This is a genomic window from Rhodococcus ruber NBRC 15591, from assembly GCF_001894945.1.
GTDB classification, from domain to species: Bacteria; Actinomycetota; Actinomycetes; order Mycobacteriales; family Mycobacteriaceae; genus Rhodococcus; species Rhodococcus ruber.
Genome location: NZ_BCXE01000020.1, coordinates 17,094 through 31,846 on the forward strand (window position 1 = coordinate 17,094; position 14,753 = coordinate 31,846).

A 14,753-nucleotide genomic window follows, 5' to 3' on the forward strand; every position below is an offset into this window, starting at 1 on the left:
CACACCCGAGGAACTCCCACGTGACCGAACCTGCCCCGTCCGAGACCCGCACCATCGTGCACGTGCTCCGGCACGGCGAGGTGCACAACCCCAGCGGCATCCTCTACGGCCGGCTGCCCGGCTTCCGGCTGTCCGTGACCGGGGAGGCGCAGGCCCGGTCGGTGGCCTCGGCCCTCGCCGACCACGACATCGCGCACATCGTCGCCTCCCCGCTCGAGCGGGCCCAGCAGACCGCCCAGCCCATCGCGGACAAGCACGGCCTGCCGGTGGCGACGGACGAGAACCTCGTCGAGGCGGGCAACCAGTTCGAGGGCCTGCGCGTGGCCGTCGGCGACGGGGCGCTGCGCCGCCCGCGGCACTGGTGGAAGCTGCGCGACCCGTTCACCCCCTCGTGGGGTGAGCCCTACCTGCAGATCGCGCACCGCATGCTGGCCGCGGTCAACGCCGCTCGTGTCGCCGCCGTGGGCCGCGAAGCCGTGTGCGTGAGCCATCAGCTTCCGGTGTGGACCCTCCGCCGCTTCCTCGAGGGGGAACGGCTGTGGCACAACCCGCAGCACCGGCAGTGCAGCCTGGCATCGCTGACCTCGCTGGTGTACCAGGGCGACACCCTGGTCGACATCGTCTACTCCGAACCGGCCGGGGCCTCGGACCCGACCGTCCACGGCGCATGAGTCGCCGGGCCACGCGACGGGCGGCGCTGGCGGCGACGGCGCTGGCCTGCGGCGTCGTCCTCACCTCGTGCGCCACCGGCGACGACGCCGTCGCCACCGGCGGCACCTTCGACTTCGTCTCGCCGGGCGGTCAGACCCGCATCTTCTACGACCCGCCCGCCGAGCGCGGCACCCTCGGGACGCTCTCGGGGGAGGACCTGATGAACGAGGGCGAGACGATCTCGCTCGACGACTACGCCGGCCAGGTGGTGGTGCTCAACGTGTGGGGCCAGTGGTGCGCCCCGTGCCGTAGCGAGGCCGACGACCTCGAACAGGTCTACGAGGCCACCGAGGACCAGGGCGTGCAGTTCCTCGGCATCAACGTCCGCGACAACCAGCGCGACAAGGCCCAGGACTTCGTCGTCGACAACCGGGTCGGCTACCCGTCGATCTACGACCCGTCGATGCGCTCGCTGCTGGCGCTGGGAGCGAACTACCCGACGTCGGTCGTCCCCACCACCGTCGTCCTCGACCGTGACCACCGCGTCGCGGCGGTCTTCCTCACCGAACTGCTTGCGAGCGATCTGCAGCCCGTCGTCGAGCGGGTCGCCGCGGAAGCCCCCGCCGAGCAGTGACATGGGTGGTGCAGTCGTGAGCAGCAATCCGCTCGTGAGCGAAGCCGTCCTCGCCGCGGGCATCGGGGACACCTTCCAGTCGGTCGCCTCGTCCGGCCCGCTGCTGCTGGCCCTCGGAGCGTGCCTGCTGGCCGGGCTCGTGTCCTTCGCGTCGCCCTGCGTGGTGCCGCTGGTGCCCGGCTACCTGTCCTATCTGGCCGGGGTCGTGGGCGCCGAGGCGCCGGCGGTCACCGCCGCCGAGGCGCGTGGACGCACCACCACCGTCCGCGCCGACGGACGGCTGCGCGTCGCCGGAGCAGCCGCGCTGTTCGTCGCCGGATTCACGGTGGTGTTCGTCCTCGCCACCGCGTCGGTGTTCGGGGCGATCTCCGCGCTCGCCGTCAACCGCGAGCTGCTGATGCGGATCGGCGGGGTGGTCACCATCGTGATGGGCCTGGTTTTCGTCGGCCTGATCCCGGCGCTGCAGCGCGACACCCGCCCCGAACCCCGGCGGATCTCCGGCCTGGCCGGCGCGCCGCTGCTCGGCGGCGTCTTCGCCCTCGGCTGGACGCCGTGCCTCGGTCCCACCCTTGCCGGGGTGATCTCCCTGGCCGCCGGCACCGAGGGCGCCACCGCCGCCCGGGGCGTCGCGCTCATCGTGGCGTACTGCCTCGGTCTCGGGTTGCCTTTCGTCGTACTCGCGCTGGGCTCCGCCCGGGCCCTGCGCGGGGTGGGCTGGTTGCGCGCCCACGCCCGCACCGTCCAGCTCGTCGGCGGCTTCATGCTCGTGGCCGTCGGAATCGCCCTCGTCACCGGCGCCTGGGACGTGTTCGTCTCCTGGATCCGGGACGCCTTCATTTCCGAGGTCACGCTCCCCATATGACGGCCACCGACACACCCACCGCCCCACCGTCACCGACCCCGCCGCGGCAGGGCCCGGCCGGTCGCGCCGCGGCGTTCGTCCGCAACACCTGGCGCGGCCTGACGTCGATGCGCACCGCGCTGGTGCTGCTGTTCCTGCTCGCGCTGGCCGCGATCCCCGGCGCCCTGCTGCCGCAGCGCAGCCTCAACGCCGGCAAGGTCGACGAGTACATCGCCGCGCGCCCGACCCTCGGTCCGCTGATGGACCGGCTGGAGCTGTTCGACGTGTTCGGCAGCTTCTGGTTCACCGCGATCTACGTGCTGCTGTTCGTCTCCCTGATCGGCTGCATCCTGCCGCGCTGCACCGAGTACTACCGGGCGCTGCGCACCCGGCCCGTGCCGGCGCCGCGCAACCTGTCGCGACTGGCGCACCATCTCGAGACCACGGTCGACGGCGCCCCGGACGAGGTGCTCGCCCGGGTGCGGGGCCAGCTGCGGGGCTGGCGCGTCGCCGAGCGTGGCGAGACGGCCGCCCGCCGGGGCGCGCGCGACGGGGAACTCACCCTCTCCGCGGAGAAGGGATACCTGCGCGAAGCCGGCAACCTGCTGTTCCACCTCGCGCTGGTGGGGCTGCTCGCCGCGGTCGCGGTGGGCAAGCTGTTCGGCTACGAGGGCCAGCGCATCCTGGTCGCCGACGGTGAGGAGTTCTGCACCAGCTCGCCGGCGGCGTTCGACTCCTTCCGCGCGGGCAACACCCTCGACGGCACGGGCCTGACTCCGATGTGCATCCGCGTGAAGGACTTCTCCGCGGACTATCTCGACAACGGCCAGGCGGAGATGTTCACCTCGAACATCGACTATCAGGCGGGCGCCGACCTGGCGACGAACACCTGGCGCGAGGCCCAGCTGAAGGTCAACCACCCGCTGCGGGTCGGCAGCGACCGCGTCTACCTGCAGGGCCACGGTTTCGCGCCGTCCTTCACGGTGACATGGCCCGACGGCGAGACCCGCACCGAGACGCTGCAGTGGCGACCGGACGACGCGACCACCTTCCTCAGCAGTGGTGCGATGCGGTTCGACCCGCCGGGCGGAATGTACCCGGATGCCGACGAGCGGCGGCGCAACCAGATCGCGATCGAGGGGCTGTTCGCGCCCACCGCGGTGTTCCACGGCAACCTGTTGTCCTCCGGCTACCCGGCGCTGACCGATCCCGCCGTCGCGATCGACATCTACAAGGGCGACACGGGCCTGGACACCGGCACTCCGCAGTCGCTGTTCTCCCTCAACGGCGAGCTGATCAACCAGGGCCGGCTCGTCAAGCAGGACCGCGTGAACCTGTATGCGGGAGAGAGCGTGACACTCGCCGACGGGACGCAGATCCGGTTCGACGGCGCGACCGACTTCGTGAACCTGCAGGTCTCCCACGACCCGGCGCAGACGTGGGTGCTGGTGTCGGCCGTCACGATGATGGCGGGGCTGCTGGTGTCGCTGCTGATCAAACGTCGCCGCGTCTGGGTGCGGGTCTACCCGGCCGGTACAGTGGCCGACGGGGAACGACGTACCGTAGTAGAACTCGGTGGTCTCGCCCGGACCGACCAGGCCGGATGGGGTGACGAGTTCGAGCGTCTGACCGGCCGACTGCTCGGCGACGACACGACCGCACGTGCGAAGGCAGCACAGGAGAAGAAGGCATGACCCTCAACGAGACCCTCGCGCAGTACAGCGACTGGGCGTTCGAATCGGCGTTCGCGGTACTGGTGCTCGCGCTGGTGCTGCTGATCGCCGAGTACGCGTCGCACCGGGCCGACCTCGTCGCCGAGCGCGAGCGCAAACTCGTCGCCGTGGGCGCGGCGGCCGAGCCGCCGCCGGTGCCGGCCGGGCCGGGCCGGGTCGAGGAGGTGGGGGGCCGGACGCTGTCCGAGCGACTCGGCAACATGGGGCGCGCGCTCGTCGTCGTGGTGGCTGCCCTGCAGGTGACGTCGATCGTGCTGCGCGGGCTGTCCACCGAGCGCTTCCCACTCGGCAACATGTACGAGTTCGTGGCCATGGCGTGCGCCGCGGCGGTGCTGTTCGGGCTGGTGGTGCTGCGCAAGCCGGCCTACCGGATCATGTGGGTCTACCTGCTCGTGCCGGTGCTGATCCTGATGTTCCTCGCGGCGACCGTGCTGTACGCCGACGCCGCCCCCGTCGTGCCCGCCCTGCAGTCGTTCTGGCTGCCCATCCACGTGACCATCATCAGCGTCGGCAGCGGCATCTTCCTGGTCTCCGGCGTCGCCAGCCTGCTGTTCCTGCTGCGCATCCGGTTCCCGAAGGGCGAGGAGGGCCGCGGCGTGTTCGGCCGGATCGCCGAACGCCTGCCCGACGCGCAGACCCTGGACCGTCTCGCCTACCGCACCACCATCATCGGGTTCCCGCTGTTCGGTGCCGGCATCATCCTGGGCGCGATCTGGGCCGAGGCCGCGTGGGGCCGGTTCTGGGGCTGGGATCCCAAGGAGACCGTCTCCTTCATCACCTGGGTGATGTACGCGGCGTACCTGCACGCCCGCGCGACGTCGGGCTGGCGCAACACCCGTGCGGCGTGGATCAACGTCGCCGGGTTCGTCGCCATGCTGTTCAACCTCTTCATCATCAACATGGTGGTCTCCGGTCTGCATTCGTACGCCGGCCTGAACTGATCTGTTATCGTCCGCGTCGGCCGGGCCGTGGGGGACCGGGGACGGGGGACGACAGCGTGGTGCCGCAGGAGGGCGAGCGGGCGGGGACAGCACAGCCGTCGGCGCGGGATCTGGACGCGTCGCTGCTCGTGAACCGGGTACAGTCGGCGCCCGCGCGGGGGTGGCGTCGGGCCGTGTACCGCGGCACCGGCGGGCGCATCGATCCGGGCGACGGCCGGCGGGACCGGCAGCGGCGTGAGTTGACAGAGCAGGTGCGCGGACCGCTCCGGGGCTGCTACCGGATCGCACTGCTGAGCTTGAAGGGCGGGGTGGGAAAGACCAGTACCACGGTCACGCTCGGATCCACGTTCGCGTCCCTGCGAGGCGACCGGGTGATCGCGGTGGATGCCAACCCCGACCGGGGAACGCTCAGCCAGAAGGTCGCCGACCGGACCTCGGGGACGGTGCGCACGCTGCTGCGCGACGAGGCGAGCATCCGCCGCTACGGCGATGTCCGGGCCCACACGGCACAGAATTGGCATCGGCTCGAGGTGCTGGCCTCGGACAGCGATCCGGCCGTCTCGGAAGCGTTCAGCGCGCGGGACTACGAGCGGACGCTGGCAATCCTCGAACGTTTCCACACGATCGTGCTCACCGACTGCGGCACCGGACTGATGCACTCGGCGATGCGGGCGATCCTCGAGAACGCGGACACACTGGTGGTGGTCAGTTCCGGCTCGGTGGACGGTGCGCGCAGCGCCTCGGCGACGCTGGACTGGCTCGACGCCCACGGCTACCGGGCCCTCGTGGCCCGTTCCGTGGCTGTGGTCAACGCCGTGCGGCCCCGGTCCGGCAAGGTGGACGTGGACCGGTTGGTCGAGCACTTCGCGCGGCGCTGCCGCGCCGTCCACGTGCTGCCGTTCGATCCGCACCTCGAGGAGGGCGCGGAGGTCGACCTGGCCCGGCTGCAGCCACGTACCCGGCGGGCGCTGCTGGAACTGGCGGCGGGGGTCGCCGCGGACTTTCCGCGCCGAGGTGACCTCGGCGAGCGCAGCGACGGGGGATGACCCTGGGCGAGCGCAGCGACGGGGCATGACCCTGGGCGAGCGCAGCGACGGGGCATGGACCTGGGCGAGCGCAGCGACGGGGGATGACCCGTGCGAGCGCAGCGAGGGATCACTCCGGCGCGAGCGCAGCGACGGAGCGGGCGCCGCAGCCCGAGGTCAGTCTCCGGGGTCCTGATCGGGGCCGGGGGTGCCGTCGGTGGACCTGCGACGGAACTCCCGGTCGACCTTCCAGAGGAAGTCCGGGTCGTCGTCGGGGCCGATCACGCGGGTGGGCTGGGAGCGAAGTCCGGGACCGAACGCCTTCCACAGCAGCACCGCAATCGTGAGGGCACCGACTATGGCCAACAGGTAGAGCACCACGCACCTCCTCGCCGCGAGCAGTCTGCCGGCGTTTCCGCGGCCGGCCGGGCCTGCTCCTTCAGTCTATTCGTTGTGACGAGGGTGCCGGTGCGCCCCGGGTCCCCGATGCGGCGTGGGCCCGGGTCAGCGGGTGGCTTCGGTGGTGAGGGAGCGCAGCAGCGCCAGCACCTCGGACTCCCGGAAGCGGCGGTGCCCGCCCGGGGTTCGCAGCGAGCCGAGCCGGCCGGCGTGGGCCCAGCGGGTGACCGTCTTCGGGTCCACGTGGAACAGCGCCGCGACCTGGCCGGGGGTCAGCAGTGATTCCTTCGCGCCGTTGAATGCGGGTGCGCTCATCGATGGTCCTTCCGGGTGTTTCGTCTCGTTCGGATCGTCGTGGCCATGTTGACACCGAATACCCTGGTTGCTCGAACGGTCTACGGTTGGTAAAGCGGAAGTAATAGACAAAACGGACGGTCGACCAGATGGGCCGCGGCGCGCGGCGGTTACCCTGGACGGGTGAGTGAAGCATCGCAGAACCGTCCTGACCAGCCCGGAAATCCCGGCCGGCCCGGCAACGCCGGCACCGACAGAGGCACCCTGGCTCGGGACGTCGCCCTCTACTCGCTGGCCCGGCTGGGCCTCGTCCTCGTGCTCGCCGTGGCGATCCTCTACCTTCCCCGCCTGTTCGGGGTGGAGATCCCGTTGCTGGTCGCCGCGCTCTTCGCGGTGCTGATCGCGCTGCCGCTCTCGCTCGTCGTGTTCGCGCCGCTGCGCCGCCGGGTGAACGCGGGCATCGCATCCGTCGACGCGCGCCGGCGCGCCGACCGGGCCGACCTCCAGTCCCGGCTGCGCGGCGAGGATCGCTAGGTGAGCGAAGGCGTCGTCGACCGCAGCGCGTCGCGGGAGTGGGTGGATCGTGCCGTCCAGCTGATCGAGGCCGACTCCCAGCGCAGCGCCGACACGCATCTCCTGCGCTATCCGCTGCCTCCCGAGTGGGGCGTGCAGCTGTACCTCAAGGACGAGTCCACGCACATCACCGGCAGCTTGAAGCACCGGCTCGCGCGATCGCTGTTCCTCTACGCCATCTGCAACGGCTGGGTGCGTGCGGACACCCCGATCATCGAGGCGTCGTCCGGCTCGACCGCCGTCAGCGAGGCGTACTTCGCGAAGCTGCTCGGCCTCGACTTCGTCGCGGTCATGCCGCGGAGCACCAGTCCGGCCAAGGTTGCGCTCATCGAGGCGCAGGGTGGGCAGTGCCACTTCGTCGACCGGCCGCCGGAGATCTATGCCGAGGCGCGCCGGCTCGCCGCCGAGCTGGGCGGTCACTACATGGACCAGTTCACGCACGCGGAACGAGCCACCGACTGGCGCGGCAACAACAACATCGCCGAATCGATCTTCACCCAGCTGCAGCTCGAGGAACATCCGATCCCGGAGTGGATCGTCGTCGGCGCCGGCACCGGCGGCACCAGCGCCACCGTCGGCCGGTACATCCGGTACCGCCGGCACCGTACCCGGCTGGCCGTCGTCGATCCCGAGAACTCCGCGTTCTACGGCGGGTACGAGACGGGATCGGCGGACTACACGACGGGCATGCCGTCGCGGATCGAGGGCATCGGACGGCCCCGCGTGGAGCCGTCGTTCGTCGGGCAGGTGGTGGATCGGATGATCCGGGTGCCGGACGCCGCCTCGATCGCCGCGATGCGTCACGCGAGCGAAGCCCTGGGCCGCCGCGTCGGGGGCTCGACCGGGACCAATCTCTGGGGTGCGTTCGGCCTGATCGCGGCGATGATCGCCGACGGCCGGCACGGCAGCGTCGTCACCCTCCTGTGCGACGGCGGGGAACGCTACGCGGGTACCTATTTCGACGACGAGTGGGTGGCCGGGGAGGGTCTGGACCTCGCCGGCCCGACCGCGACGCTCGAGAAGTTCGCGGCCACCGGCAGGTGGGCGGCCTGAGCCTCGCCGCCCCGGACCCTACGAGTCCGTAGCCTACGGGTGCGTAGGTTCGGTATCGTGAGGACATGGAGCGCCCCGCCGTGTCCCTGGACAACTACGAAGCCGTGTACGACTTCTACCTCGGGCACCGGCAGAGCCGGCCCGTCGCCCGGGCGGCCTACGCCCTGCTCGCCGCTCGGTATCGCCCCCGGGTGTGCTGCGCCGGGGACGTCCGCGATCGTCTCCGCGAACTCGTGCGGGGCGGGACGCCCCTGCTGATCGTCGCCAACCATCTCACCCACAGCGATCAGTACGTCCTCGCCGCGACGGCGTGGCGCTCGCCGCTGCGCCCGGTGATCGGCAGGACGCGGGTGCTGGCGAAGGACGAGCTGTTCGCCGACGAGTCACAACGCCGCAAGGTCGACATGATGGGTGGGATCCCGGTCTTCCGGGCCAAGAACCACGGCCTGCGGGCGGTCTCCGACGCCGGACGCCGGATGATGGACGTCTCCGCCGCCCGGCTGCATCGCGGCGACAGTGTCGCGATCTTCCCGGAGGGTACCTGCAACGAGGGCGACCCCACGCGGTTGCAGCCGCTCGGGACCGGCATCGGCCACATCGTCCGCCGGGCGCGCGACCTGGGGGCGCAGCCCGCCCTGGTGTGCGTCGGGATCGGATACGGGCCGGACAAGGACCCGTCGCGTCCGGCGAGTGTGTTCCTCACCGGCCCGGTCACCGACCTCGACGGCAGGGTCCGCGACGTCACGCGCCTGGTGCAGGACGAACTACAGCGTGCCGTGGACGCTGCCGTCGCGCGGTACTGATCGGGTGGCCGGACCCGTCCTGTCAACTTGTCTTGACGTTCGCCGGTTGTCAACGTAAATTGACGGCATGACCGAGGCCACCACGCTCGCCGCCGCCGCCGGAAGCCCCGATCCCGCGGAGGGGCTGCGGGCGGTGCGCGCCCTGCGCCGGTTGCTCGAGCGGCTCGAGGCGATCCAGGTCGACAACGCCCGCCGGCAGGGCTGGTCGTGGCAGGCGATCGCCGATGCGCTCGAGGTGAGCAGGCAGGCCGTCCACCAGAAGTACAACCGGAAGCGTGGGTGATCCGCCGTGTTCGAACGATTCACCGCCGGCGCGCGAGTCGCCGTCGTCACCGCGCAGGAAGAGGCCCGGGAGCTGGACGCCCGACGGATCGAGCCGGCCCACCTGCTGCTCGGCGTCCTCGGCACCGCGGACACGACGCTCCGTGACCTGCTCGCCGACCTGGGTCTCACCGCCGGGACCGTGCGCAGCGAACTGGTCCGGGACGCCGGGATGCTCGGCGACGAGGACGCCGCCGCGCTCGGCGCCATCGGCATCGACCTCGATTCCGTCCGGGCGAGGCTCGAGGCGAGCTTCGGCGAGGGCGTCCTCGACCGGGGACCAGGCGGCGGCCGGCGGGGACCGTTCGCGCGGCATCTGCCGTTCCATCCTGCCGCGAAGAAGTCCCTGCAACTCGCCCTGCGGGAAGCTCTCGCGCGGCGGGACCGCGTCATCGGCTGCGAGCACCTGCTGCTCGGAATCCTGCGCTCCGACGACGATCGTGCCCGCACACTGGTCGAGTCACACGTCCCCCGCAGGGTCCTGCGCGACCGTCTGCGTGACTACCGGGGCCGGGCGGCCTGACCGTCCGGGATTCGCGACGGCGTCCCCGGGGGCCGGATGTGGAACAGTGTCGGCATGATCAACTTCCTGGTCCGGCTGGTCCTCAACGCCGTCGCCATCTGGCTGGCGGCCCAGTGGGTCTCCGGCATCGACTTCACGGGATCCGGCACCGGCGCCACCGACGAGATCATCGCCCTGCTGGTGATCGCGCTCGTCTTCACCGTCGTCAACGCATTCGTCAAGCCGCTCGTGCAGTTGCTGTCGCTACCGCTGCTCATCCTGACGCTGGGTCTGTTCACCCTCGTCGTGAACGCGCTGATGCTCCTGCTCACCGCATGGCTGAGCGAGTTCACCGACTACGGTCTGACCGTCGAGGGCTTCTGGACCGCGTTCTGGGGCGCCCTGATCATCTCGATCGTCAACTGGGCGCTCGGCCTGCTGGTGCCCGACCGGAAGTGACGTTTGCGGGCGCGACCGCTCAGGCGACGAACAGCGCCGCCGCGGTCGCGACGGCCCAGGCCAGCATCGCCACGCCCGAGTCCCGCAGCGCCGGGATCAGGTGCATACCGAGACCACCGGATCGCACCGGTGCGTGGGCACGCACCGCGAACGGCAGCGCGAGCAGGCCCGCCAGCGCCCACGGCGTGCGCGCCACCAGGGCCAGCGACGCCACGAACGGCACGGCCAGCAGGATCAGGTGCAGCGTCCGGGTCCGCGGGTCGCCCAACCGCACCGCGAGCGTGCGCTTGCCCGAGACGGTGTCGGTGGGGATGTCGCGCAGGTTGTTGGCCACCAGCACCGCGCTCGAGAACGAACCCACTGCCACCGCGCACGCCAGCCCGACCCAGTCGATCCGGCCGGCCTGCACGAACTGCGTGCCCGACACGGCGACCAGCCCGAAGAACACGAACACCGCGACCTCGCCGAACCCGCTGTAGCCGTAGGGACTGCGTCCGCCGGTGTAGTACCAGGCGCCGGCGATGCACACCGCACCGACCAGGAGCAGCCACCAGGCGCTCGTGAGCGCCAGCGCGATCCCGGCGATCGCGCCCACTCCGAAGCACACGAACGCGGCCCGCTTGACCGCGGCCGGCGCCGCCGCGCCCGAACCCACCAGCCGCAGCGGACCGACGCGGTCGTCGTCGGTCCCGCGGATGCCGTCGGAGTAGTCGTTGGCGAAGTTGACCCCGACGATCAGCGCGAGCGCGACCACCAGCGCCAGCAGCGCCTTCCACCACACCGCGCCGTCGAGCGCGGCTGCGGCGCCGGTGCCGGCGACGACCGGGGCGATCGCGTTGGGAAGTGTGCGCGGACGGGCGCCTTCGAGCCATTGACCAGCGGTTGCCATGCGTCGATCCTGCCATCGAGCGAATAGGGCATCCCGCCGGGCCGAGGAGACGACCGAGGGAGATGACCGATCCGCCCGCTCGGCCGTGACGGGCCGACCTACGAGAACCGGGCGACCAGCGCCCGCCGGTCCACCTTGCCGGGGCCGCGCAACGGCAGGGCGGGGACGACGTACAGCGCCCGCGGGGCCGCGGTGACGTCCAGCGAGGCGCTCGTCCAGGCTCGCAGTTCGTCGAGGGTGGGGGAGGCGCCGGCCTCCGGGACGACGACGACCGCCACCCGCTGGCCGAGCCGGGGATCGGGCAGGCCGATCACGGCGCACTCGCGGACCGCGGGGTGCTCGAGCAGGACGGCCTCGACGACCTGCGGCACGACGGTGAGGCCGCCCGTGGAGACGGCCTCGTCCAGGCGCCCCAGGATGCGCAGGACCCCGTCGGCGAGTTCGCCCGCGTCGTCCGTGCGGAACCAGCCGGGCTCCGCGAACGCCGGATGATCGGGCAGACCGCGGTAGCCGCGGGCGAGGGTGACCCCGCCGAGCCACACCCGGGACTGCGCGTCGACCCGAACGGTGGTCCCGGCCAGCGGGACTCCGTCGTACACGCATCCGCCGCACGTCTCGCTCATCCCGTAGGTGCGGACCACGGTGATCCCGGCGTCCCGCGCCCGGCGCAGGACCGGAGCGGGCGTGGCGGCACCGCCCAGCAGGATCGCATCCAGCTCGGCGAGAGCCGCGACGGCGGCCGGGTGATCGAGGGCCTTGATCAGCTGGGTGGGCACCAGCGACGTGTAGCGCCGTCCTGCGGGCATCGCGGCGATCGCCGCGGGCAACCGGACCGGATCGAAGCCGCCGGCGACGTCGATCACCACGGGCCCGGTTCCCGCCAGCAGGCCCCGCAGCAGCACCTGCATGCCGGCGATGTGGTGGGCGGGCAGCGCCAGCAGCCACGAGCCGGGCCCGCCGAGACGCTCGTGCGTGGCGTCCCCGCTGGCCCGCAGCGCCGCGGCGGTCAACTGGGCGCCCTTCGGGGTGCCCGTGGTGCCCGAGGTGGCGACGACGAGGCCGATGCCGTCGTCGACGGGTTCGCCCGGGCGCAGGGCCCCGGTCAGTCGCCGGATCTCCCGGTCGTCGGCGGCCGGCACCGGGAGCAGGCCCGGTCCGTCGCCGTCGAGCATGCGCCCGAGTGCGGGCAGGACCGCCTGCACGGCGTCGCCGGAGGGGACGGGCAGCACCTCGAGGTTCATGTGGCGGGGCCGGTGAGGGGCCACCCTCCGGTCTCGAGGTGCCGGCGCACCCGGTCGATGTCCTGTTCGAGCGGCATCTCGTTGGTGATCTTCGTGATCAGCACGGCGATGTCCGTCTTCGAGATGGGCAGGTCCCCGTCGTCGACGAGGGCGTGCGCGACCTGGTCGACCTCGTCCTCCGACAGCCGCCGGCTGAGCAGCGCGAACAGCGGCACGTAGTCCTGTTCCGGCACGCCCTCCGGGTAACCGGCACGCAGCCATTCGATGATGGAGGTGAGGAACGGCGGAAGCGTCACGGGGGCACCTCCTCAGTCCGTCCCGTCGTCGCCGGTCACCACGGTCCCGTCCTCGGCGACCACCGGCCAGCCCCCCGCGGCGAGGTGCCCGGCGACTCGTTCGAGGTCCTCCTCCGACGGTTCCTCGTGGAGCACGCCGGCGATGATCTGCTCGAGCGTGTCGTAGTCGACGTGGCGCTCGGGATGCTCGTGGGCCGTGGCGATCGACATCTCGCACACTTCGGCGATCTCCTCGTCCGTCAGACGCCGGCGCAGCACGGCGAGCAGCGCGAAGTGATCCTTGGCCGGGATGCCTTCCGGGTAGCCGGCACGCAGCCAGTCGAGGACCGAACGGAGCGAGTACTTGGGCAATGTCTTTCTTTCATGGGACGGACGGCGGGGCGGTGGCTCAGAAGAGGTCGAGGCCGAAGGTGCTCGACAGGAAATCCGAGGCCAGCAACAGTATCCCCGCGACGATCGCGATCAGCACGACGGCGAAGCAGACGACGGCACCGGCGATGCCGAGCGGGTTCGGCCGGGCCTGCTCACCTGCGCGGCCCGCCACGAGCGAGCGCATGCCGAGCGCGAAGACGGCCGGCAGGCCCGCCCCGAAGAAGAGGCCGACGAGGACGACCTGCCACAGCGAGCTCAGGGTGTTCGTCAACAGGGTCACGGGCGTCCCTCCGTGGGAGTGGTCGGTGCGGCCGGCACGTCCTCGGGCGCCGGGACCGGGGCCGGGGCCGGGGCCGGGGTCTGCGCGGGAGCGAGCTTGCCGTCCCACTCCGCGGTGACGTTGGAGGCGTCGATCGGCTGCCGGCGCGAGCGCACGTACATCAGCAGCGACAACGCGCACAGCACCGCGAACACCACCACCACGCCCGGCAGGCCGCCGATCAGATGGGCCAGCCCCCAGCACAGGGCGCCGACGAGAGCCGCCGACGGCAGGGTGATCAGCCAGGCCACGGCCATGCGGCCGGCGACGCCCCAGCGCACGTTCGCCGAGCGGGTGCCCAGGCCGGACCCCAGGATCGACCCGGTCGCCACGTGGGTGGTCGACAGGGGCAGGCCGAAGTGGCTGGAGGTGAGGATGATCGCGGCCGACGACGACTCGGCCGCCATGCCCTGCGGGGGTGCGATCTCCACCAGCCCCTTGCCGAGCGTGCGGATGATGCGCCAGCCGCCGAGGTACGTGCCCAGGGCGATCGCGACGGCGCAGGAGAACTTCACCCAGAACGGCATCTCCGCGTCGGCGGTGATGCTGCCGTGCGCGACGAGCGCCAGGAAGATCACGCCCATCGTCTTCTGCGCGTCGTTGGTGCCGTGCGCGAGCGAGACCATCGAGGCCGAGCCGATCTGGCCGACGCGGAAGCCGTGACCGCGCGTCTCGTCGGGCACCGCGCGGGTGATGCGGTGCACCGACCAGGTGCCCACCGTGGCGACGAGGGCCGCGACCACCGGCGCCAGCAGCGCCGGAATGATCACCTTGCCGATCACTCCGTCCCACACCACGCCGCCGATTCCGAGCGACGCCAGGGCCGCGCCGATGAGGCCGCCGAACAGCGCGTGCGACGAGCTCGACGGCAGGCCGAACAGCCACGTCGCGAGGTTCCAGAGGATGCCGCCGACGAGACCGGCGAACACGATGAGCAGCAGGGCCTCGCCGCCGGTGCTGTCCAGGTTCACGACGCCCTTGGCGACCGTCGCGGCGACCTCGACCGACAGGAACGCGCCGACCAGGTTCAGCGAGGCGGAGAGGGCGACCGCGACCTTCGGTTTCAGGGCGCCGGTGGCGATCGATGTCGCCATCGCGTTCCCGGTGTCGTGGAAGCCGTTGGTGAAGTCGAATGCGAGGGCAGTGACTACCACCACCAGGAGGACGACAAGCTCTGCGGTCACATCTGCCGATTGTGAGGTAGCCGGTGGGTAAAAGTACAGCGACGGGTCGGTGAACACCGACACCTCGAGGGTTCCGCCGGTGGCAGGGTGCCCGCGGCGGTTCCCCGCTGTGCGGAGATTCACTCACCGATCGGTGTGTGACCGACTTCACCGCAGGTCTCACTGACCGGGAATCCCACGTCGCGGCCTCCGCGGCCCTGGCTAGCTTTCGCCGCACCACCCC

The 14,753-nt window shown here is 71.5% G+C and carries 19 protein-coding genes and 1 pseudogene; 12 read left to right on the forward strand and 8 right to left on the reverse strand.

The window, feature by feature from the left end; genetic code table 11:
- Positions 1–20: 20 nt before the first annotated feature.
- The 6 genes and pseudogenes from RR3_RS12265 to RR3_RS12290 all read left to right on the forward strand — a co-directional run.
- Complete coding sequence (locus tag RR3_RS12265; RefSeq protein ID WP_003937572.1) at positions 21–671, forward strand: histidine phosphatase family protein; 651 nt, start codon at positions 21–23, stop codon at positions 669–671.
- Entirely contained in the window at positions 668–1,285 is a 618-nt protein-coding gene (locus RR3_RS12270; RefSeq protein WP_017680038.1) for a TlpA disulfide reductase family protein, read from the forward strand. Before RR3_RS12265 ends, RR3_RS12270 begins: the two co-directional genes overlap by 4 nt.
- A 1-nt stretch (position 1,286) precedes the next feature.
- Positions 1,287–2,147, forward strand: a complete 861-nt coding sequence (locus tag RR3_RS12275; protein ID WP_010592062.1) for a cytochrome c biogenesis CcdA family protein — start codon at positions 1,287–1,289, stop codon at positions 2,145–2,147.
- Positions 2,144–3,820: a cytochrome c biogenesis protein ResB gene (resB, locus tag RR3_RS12280; RefSeq protein ID WP_017680036.1), complete on the forward strand. Its 1,677-nt coding sequence runs from the start codon at positions 2,144–2,146 to the stop codon at positions 3,818–3,820. Before RR3_RS12275 ends, resB begins: the two co-directional genes overlap by 4 nt.
- The gene (gene ccsB, locus RR3_RS12285; RefSeq protein WP_010592060.1) at positions 3,817–4,800 is read left to right on the forward strand and encodes a c-type cytochrome biogenesis protein CcsB; all 984 of its coding nucleotides are present in this window, start codon (positions 3,817–3,819) and stop codon (positions 4,798–4,800) included. Before resB ends, ccsB begins: the two co-directional genes overlap by 4 nt.
- A gap of 35 nt (positions 4,801–4,835) precedes the next feature.
- Positions 4,836–5,846: pseudogene (locus RR3_RS12290) on the forward strand (MinD/ParA family ATP-binding protein); the annotation flags it as partial.
- Positions 5,847–6,002: 156 nt separating this feature from the next.
- Here the strand turns inward: RR3_RS12290 and RR3_RS12295 are convergent.
- Both RR3_RS12295 and RR3_RS12300 read right to left on the reverse strand, forming a co-directional pair.
- On the reverse strand, positions 6,003–6,203 hold the full coding sequence (locus RR3_RS12295; protein ID WP_010592058.1) for a hypothetical protein: 201 nt from the start codon (positions 6,201–6,203) through the stop codon (positions 6,003–6,005).
- A gap of 126 nt (positions 6,204–6,329) precedes the next feature.
- On the reverse strand, positions 6,330–6,539 hold the full coding sequence (locus RR3_RS12300; RefSeq protein ID WP_006935908.1) for a BldC family transcriptional regulator: 210 nt from the start codon (positions 6,537–6,539) through the stop codon (positions 6,330–6,332).
- A gap of 243 nt (positions 6,540–6,782) precedes the next feature.
- Here RR3_RS12300 and RR3_RS12305 point away from each other — a divergent pair, with 243 nt between their 5' ends.
- The 6 genes from RR3_RS12305 (at position 6,783) to RR3_RS12330 (ending at position 10,229) form a co-directional block, all read left to right on the forward strand.
- A complete protein-coding gene (locus RR3_RS12305) occupies positions 6,783–7,052 on the forward strand; it encodes a DUF4229 domain-containing protein (RefSeq protein ID WP_174557573.1) in 270 nt (89 codons plus the stop codon).
- On the forward strand, positions 7,053–8,144 hold the full coding sequence (gene cds1, locus RR3_RS12310) for an L-cysteine desulfhydrase Cds1 (RefSeq protein ID WP_017680034.1): 1,092 nt from the start codon (positions 7,053–7,055) through the stop codon (positions 8,142–8,144).
- Between the two features lie 65 nt (positions 8,145–8,209).
- Positions 8,210–8,947 (forward strand): lysophospholipid acyltransferase family protein, encoded by a 738-nt coding sequence (locus RR3_RS12315; RefSeq protein ID WP_064066038.1) that lies wholly within the window; start codon positions 8,210–8,212, stop codon positions 8,945–8,947.
- A 67-nt stretch (positions 8,948–9,014) separates the two neighbouring features.
- The gene (locus RR3_RS12320; protein WP_003937583.1) at positions 9,015–9,230 is read left to right on the forward strand and encodes a hypothetical protein; all 216 of its coding nucleotides are present in this window, start codon (positions 9,015–9,017) and stop codon (positions 9,228–9,230) included.
- Between the two features lie 6 nt (positions 9,231–9,236).
- A complete protein-coding gene (locus RR3_RS12325; RefSeq protein WP_064066037.1) occupies positions 9,237–9,791 on the forward strand; it encodes a Clp protease N-terminal domain-containing protein in 555 nt (184 codons plus the stop codon).
- A 54-nt stretch (positions 9,792–9,845) separates the two neighbouring features.
- On the forward strand, positions 9,846–10,229 hold the full coding sequence (locus RR3_RS12330) for a phage holin family protein (RefSeq protein WP_010592052.1): 384 nt from the start codon (positions 9,846–9,848) through the stop codon (positions 10,227–10,229).
- A 19-nt stretch (positions 10,230–10,248) separates the two neighbouring features.
- On the opposite strand, the gene RR3_RS12335 is transcribed toward RR3_RS12330, so the two are convergent.
- The 6 genes from RR3_RS12335 to RR3_RS12355 all read right to left on the reverse strand — a co-directional run bounded on the left by RR3_RS12335 (position 10,249) and on the right by RR3_RS12355 (position 14,530).
- Positions 10,249–11,118: a 1,4-dihydroxy-2-naphthoate polyprenyltransferase gene (locus RR3_RS12335; RefSeq protein WP_064066036.1), complete on the reverse strand. Its 870-nt coding sequence runs from the start codon at positions 11,116–11,118 to the stop codon at positions 10,249–10,251.
- A 98-nt stretch (positions 11,119–11,216) separates the two neighbouring features.
- Entirely contained in the window at positions 11,217–12,359 is a 1,143-nt protein-coding gene (gene menE / locus RR3_RS12340) for an o-succinylbenzoate--CoA ligase (protein ID WP_064066035.1), read from the reverse strand.
- On the reverse strand, positions 12,356–12,655 hold the full coding sequence (locus tag RR3_RS25160) for a DUF3349 domain-containing protein (RefSeq protein WP_010592049.1): 300 nt from the start codon (positions 12,653–12,655) through the stop codon (positions 12,356–12,358). Before RR3_RS25160 ends, menE begins: the two co-directional genes overlap by 4 nt.
- 12 nt (positions 12,656–12,667) lie before the next feature.
- Complete coding sequence (locus RR3_RS25165; protein ID WP_064066034.1) at positions 12,668–13,006, reverse strand: DUF3349 domain-containing protein; 339 nt, start codon at positions 13,004–13,006, stop codon at positions 12,668–12,670.
- 37 nt (positions 13,007–13,043) lie between these two features.
- On the reverse strand, positions 13,044–13,307 hold the full coding sequence (locus RR3_RS12350; protein WP_017680030.1) for a hypothetical protein: 264 nt from the start codon (positions 13,305–13,307) through the stop codon (positions 13,044–13,046).
- Positions 13,304–14,530, reverse strand: a complete 1,227-nt coding sequence (locus RR3_RS12355; protein WP_064066033.1) for an inorganic phosphate transporter — start codon at positions 14,528–14,530, stop codon at positions 13,304–13,306. The genes RR3_RS12350 and RR3_RS12355 overlap by 4 nt, the downstream gene beginning before the upstream one ends.
- Positions 14,531–14,753 lie beyond the last annotated feature (223 nt).

Bases quoted from the DNA above. Each gene is read 5' to 3' on its own strand.
- RR3_RS12275 (WP_010592062.1), top strand. From the start codon at position 1,287: ATGGGTGGTGCAGTCGTGAGCAGCAATCCGCTCGTGAGCGAAGCCGTC.
- RR3_RS12330 (WP_010592052.1), top strand. From the start codon at position 9,846: ATGATCAACTTCCTGGTCCGGCTGGTCCTCAACGCCGTCGCCATCTGG.
- RR3_RS12315 (WP_064066038.1), top strand. From the start codon at position 8,210: ATGGAGCGCCCCGCCGTGTCCCTGGACAACTACGAAGCCGTGTACGAC.
- RR3_RS12320 (WP_003937583.1), top strand. From the start codon at position 9,015: ATGACCGAGGCCACCACGCTCGCCGCCGCCGCCGGAAGCCCCGATCCC.
- RR3_RS12270 (WP_017680038.1), top strand. From the start codon at position 668: ATGAGTCGCCGGGCCACGCGACGGGCGGCGCTGGCGGCGACGGCGCTG.
- resB (WP_017680036.1), top strand. From the start codon at position 2,144: ATGACGGCCACCGACACACCCACCGCCCCACCGTCACCGACCCCGCCG.
- RR3_RS12335 (WP_064066036.1), bottom strand. From the start codon at position 11,118: ATGGCAACCGCTGGTCAATGGCTCGAAGGCGCCCGTCCGCGCACACTT.
- ccsB (WP_010592060.1), top strand. From the start codon at position 3,817: ATGACCCTCAACGAGACCCTCGCGCAGTACAGCGACTGGGCGTTCGAA.
- menE (WP_064066035.1), bottom strand. From the start codon at position 12,359: ATGAACCTCGAGGTGCTGCCCGTCCCCTCCGGCGACGCCGTGCAGGCG.
- RR3_RS12300 (WP_006935908.1), bottom strand. From the start codon at position 6,539: ATGAGCGCACCCGCATTCAACGGCGCGAAGGAATCACTGCTGACCCCC.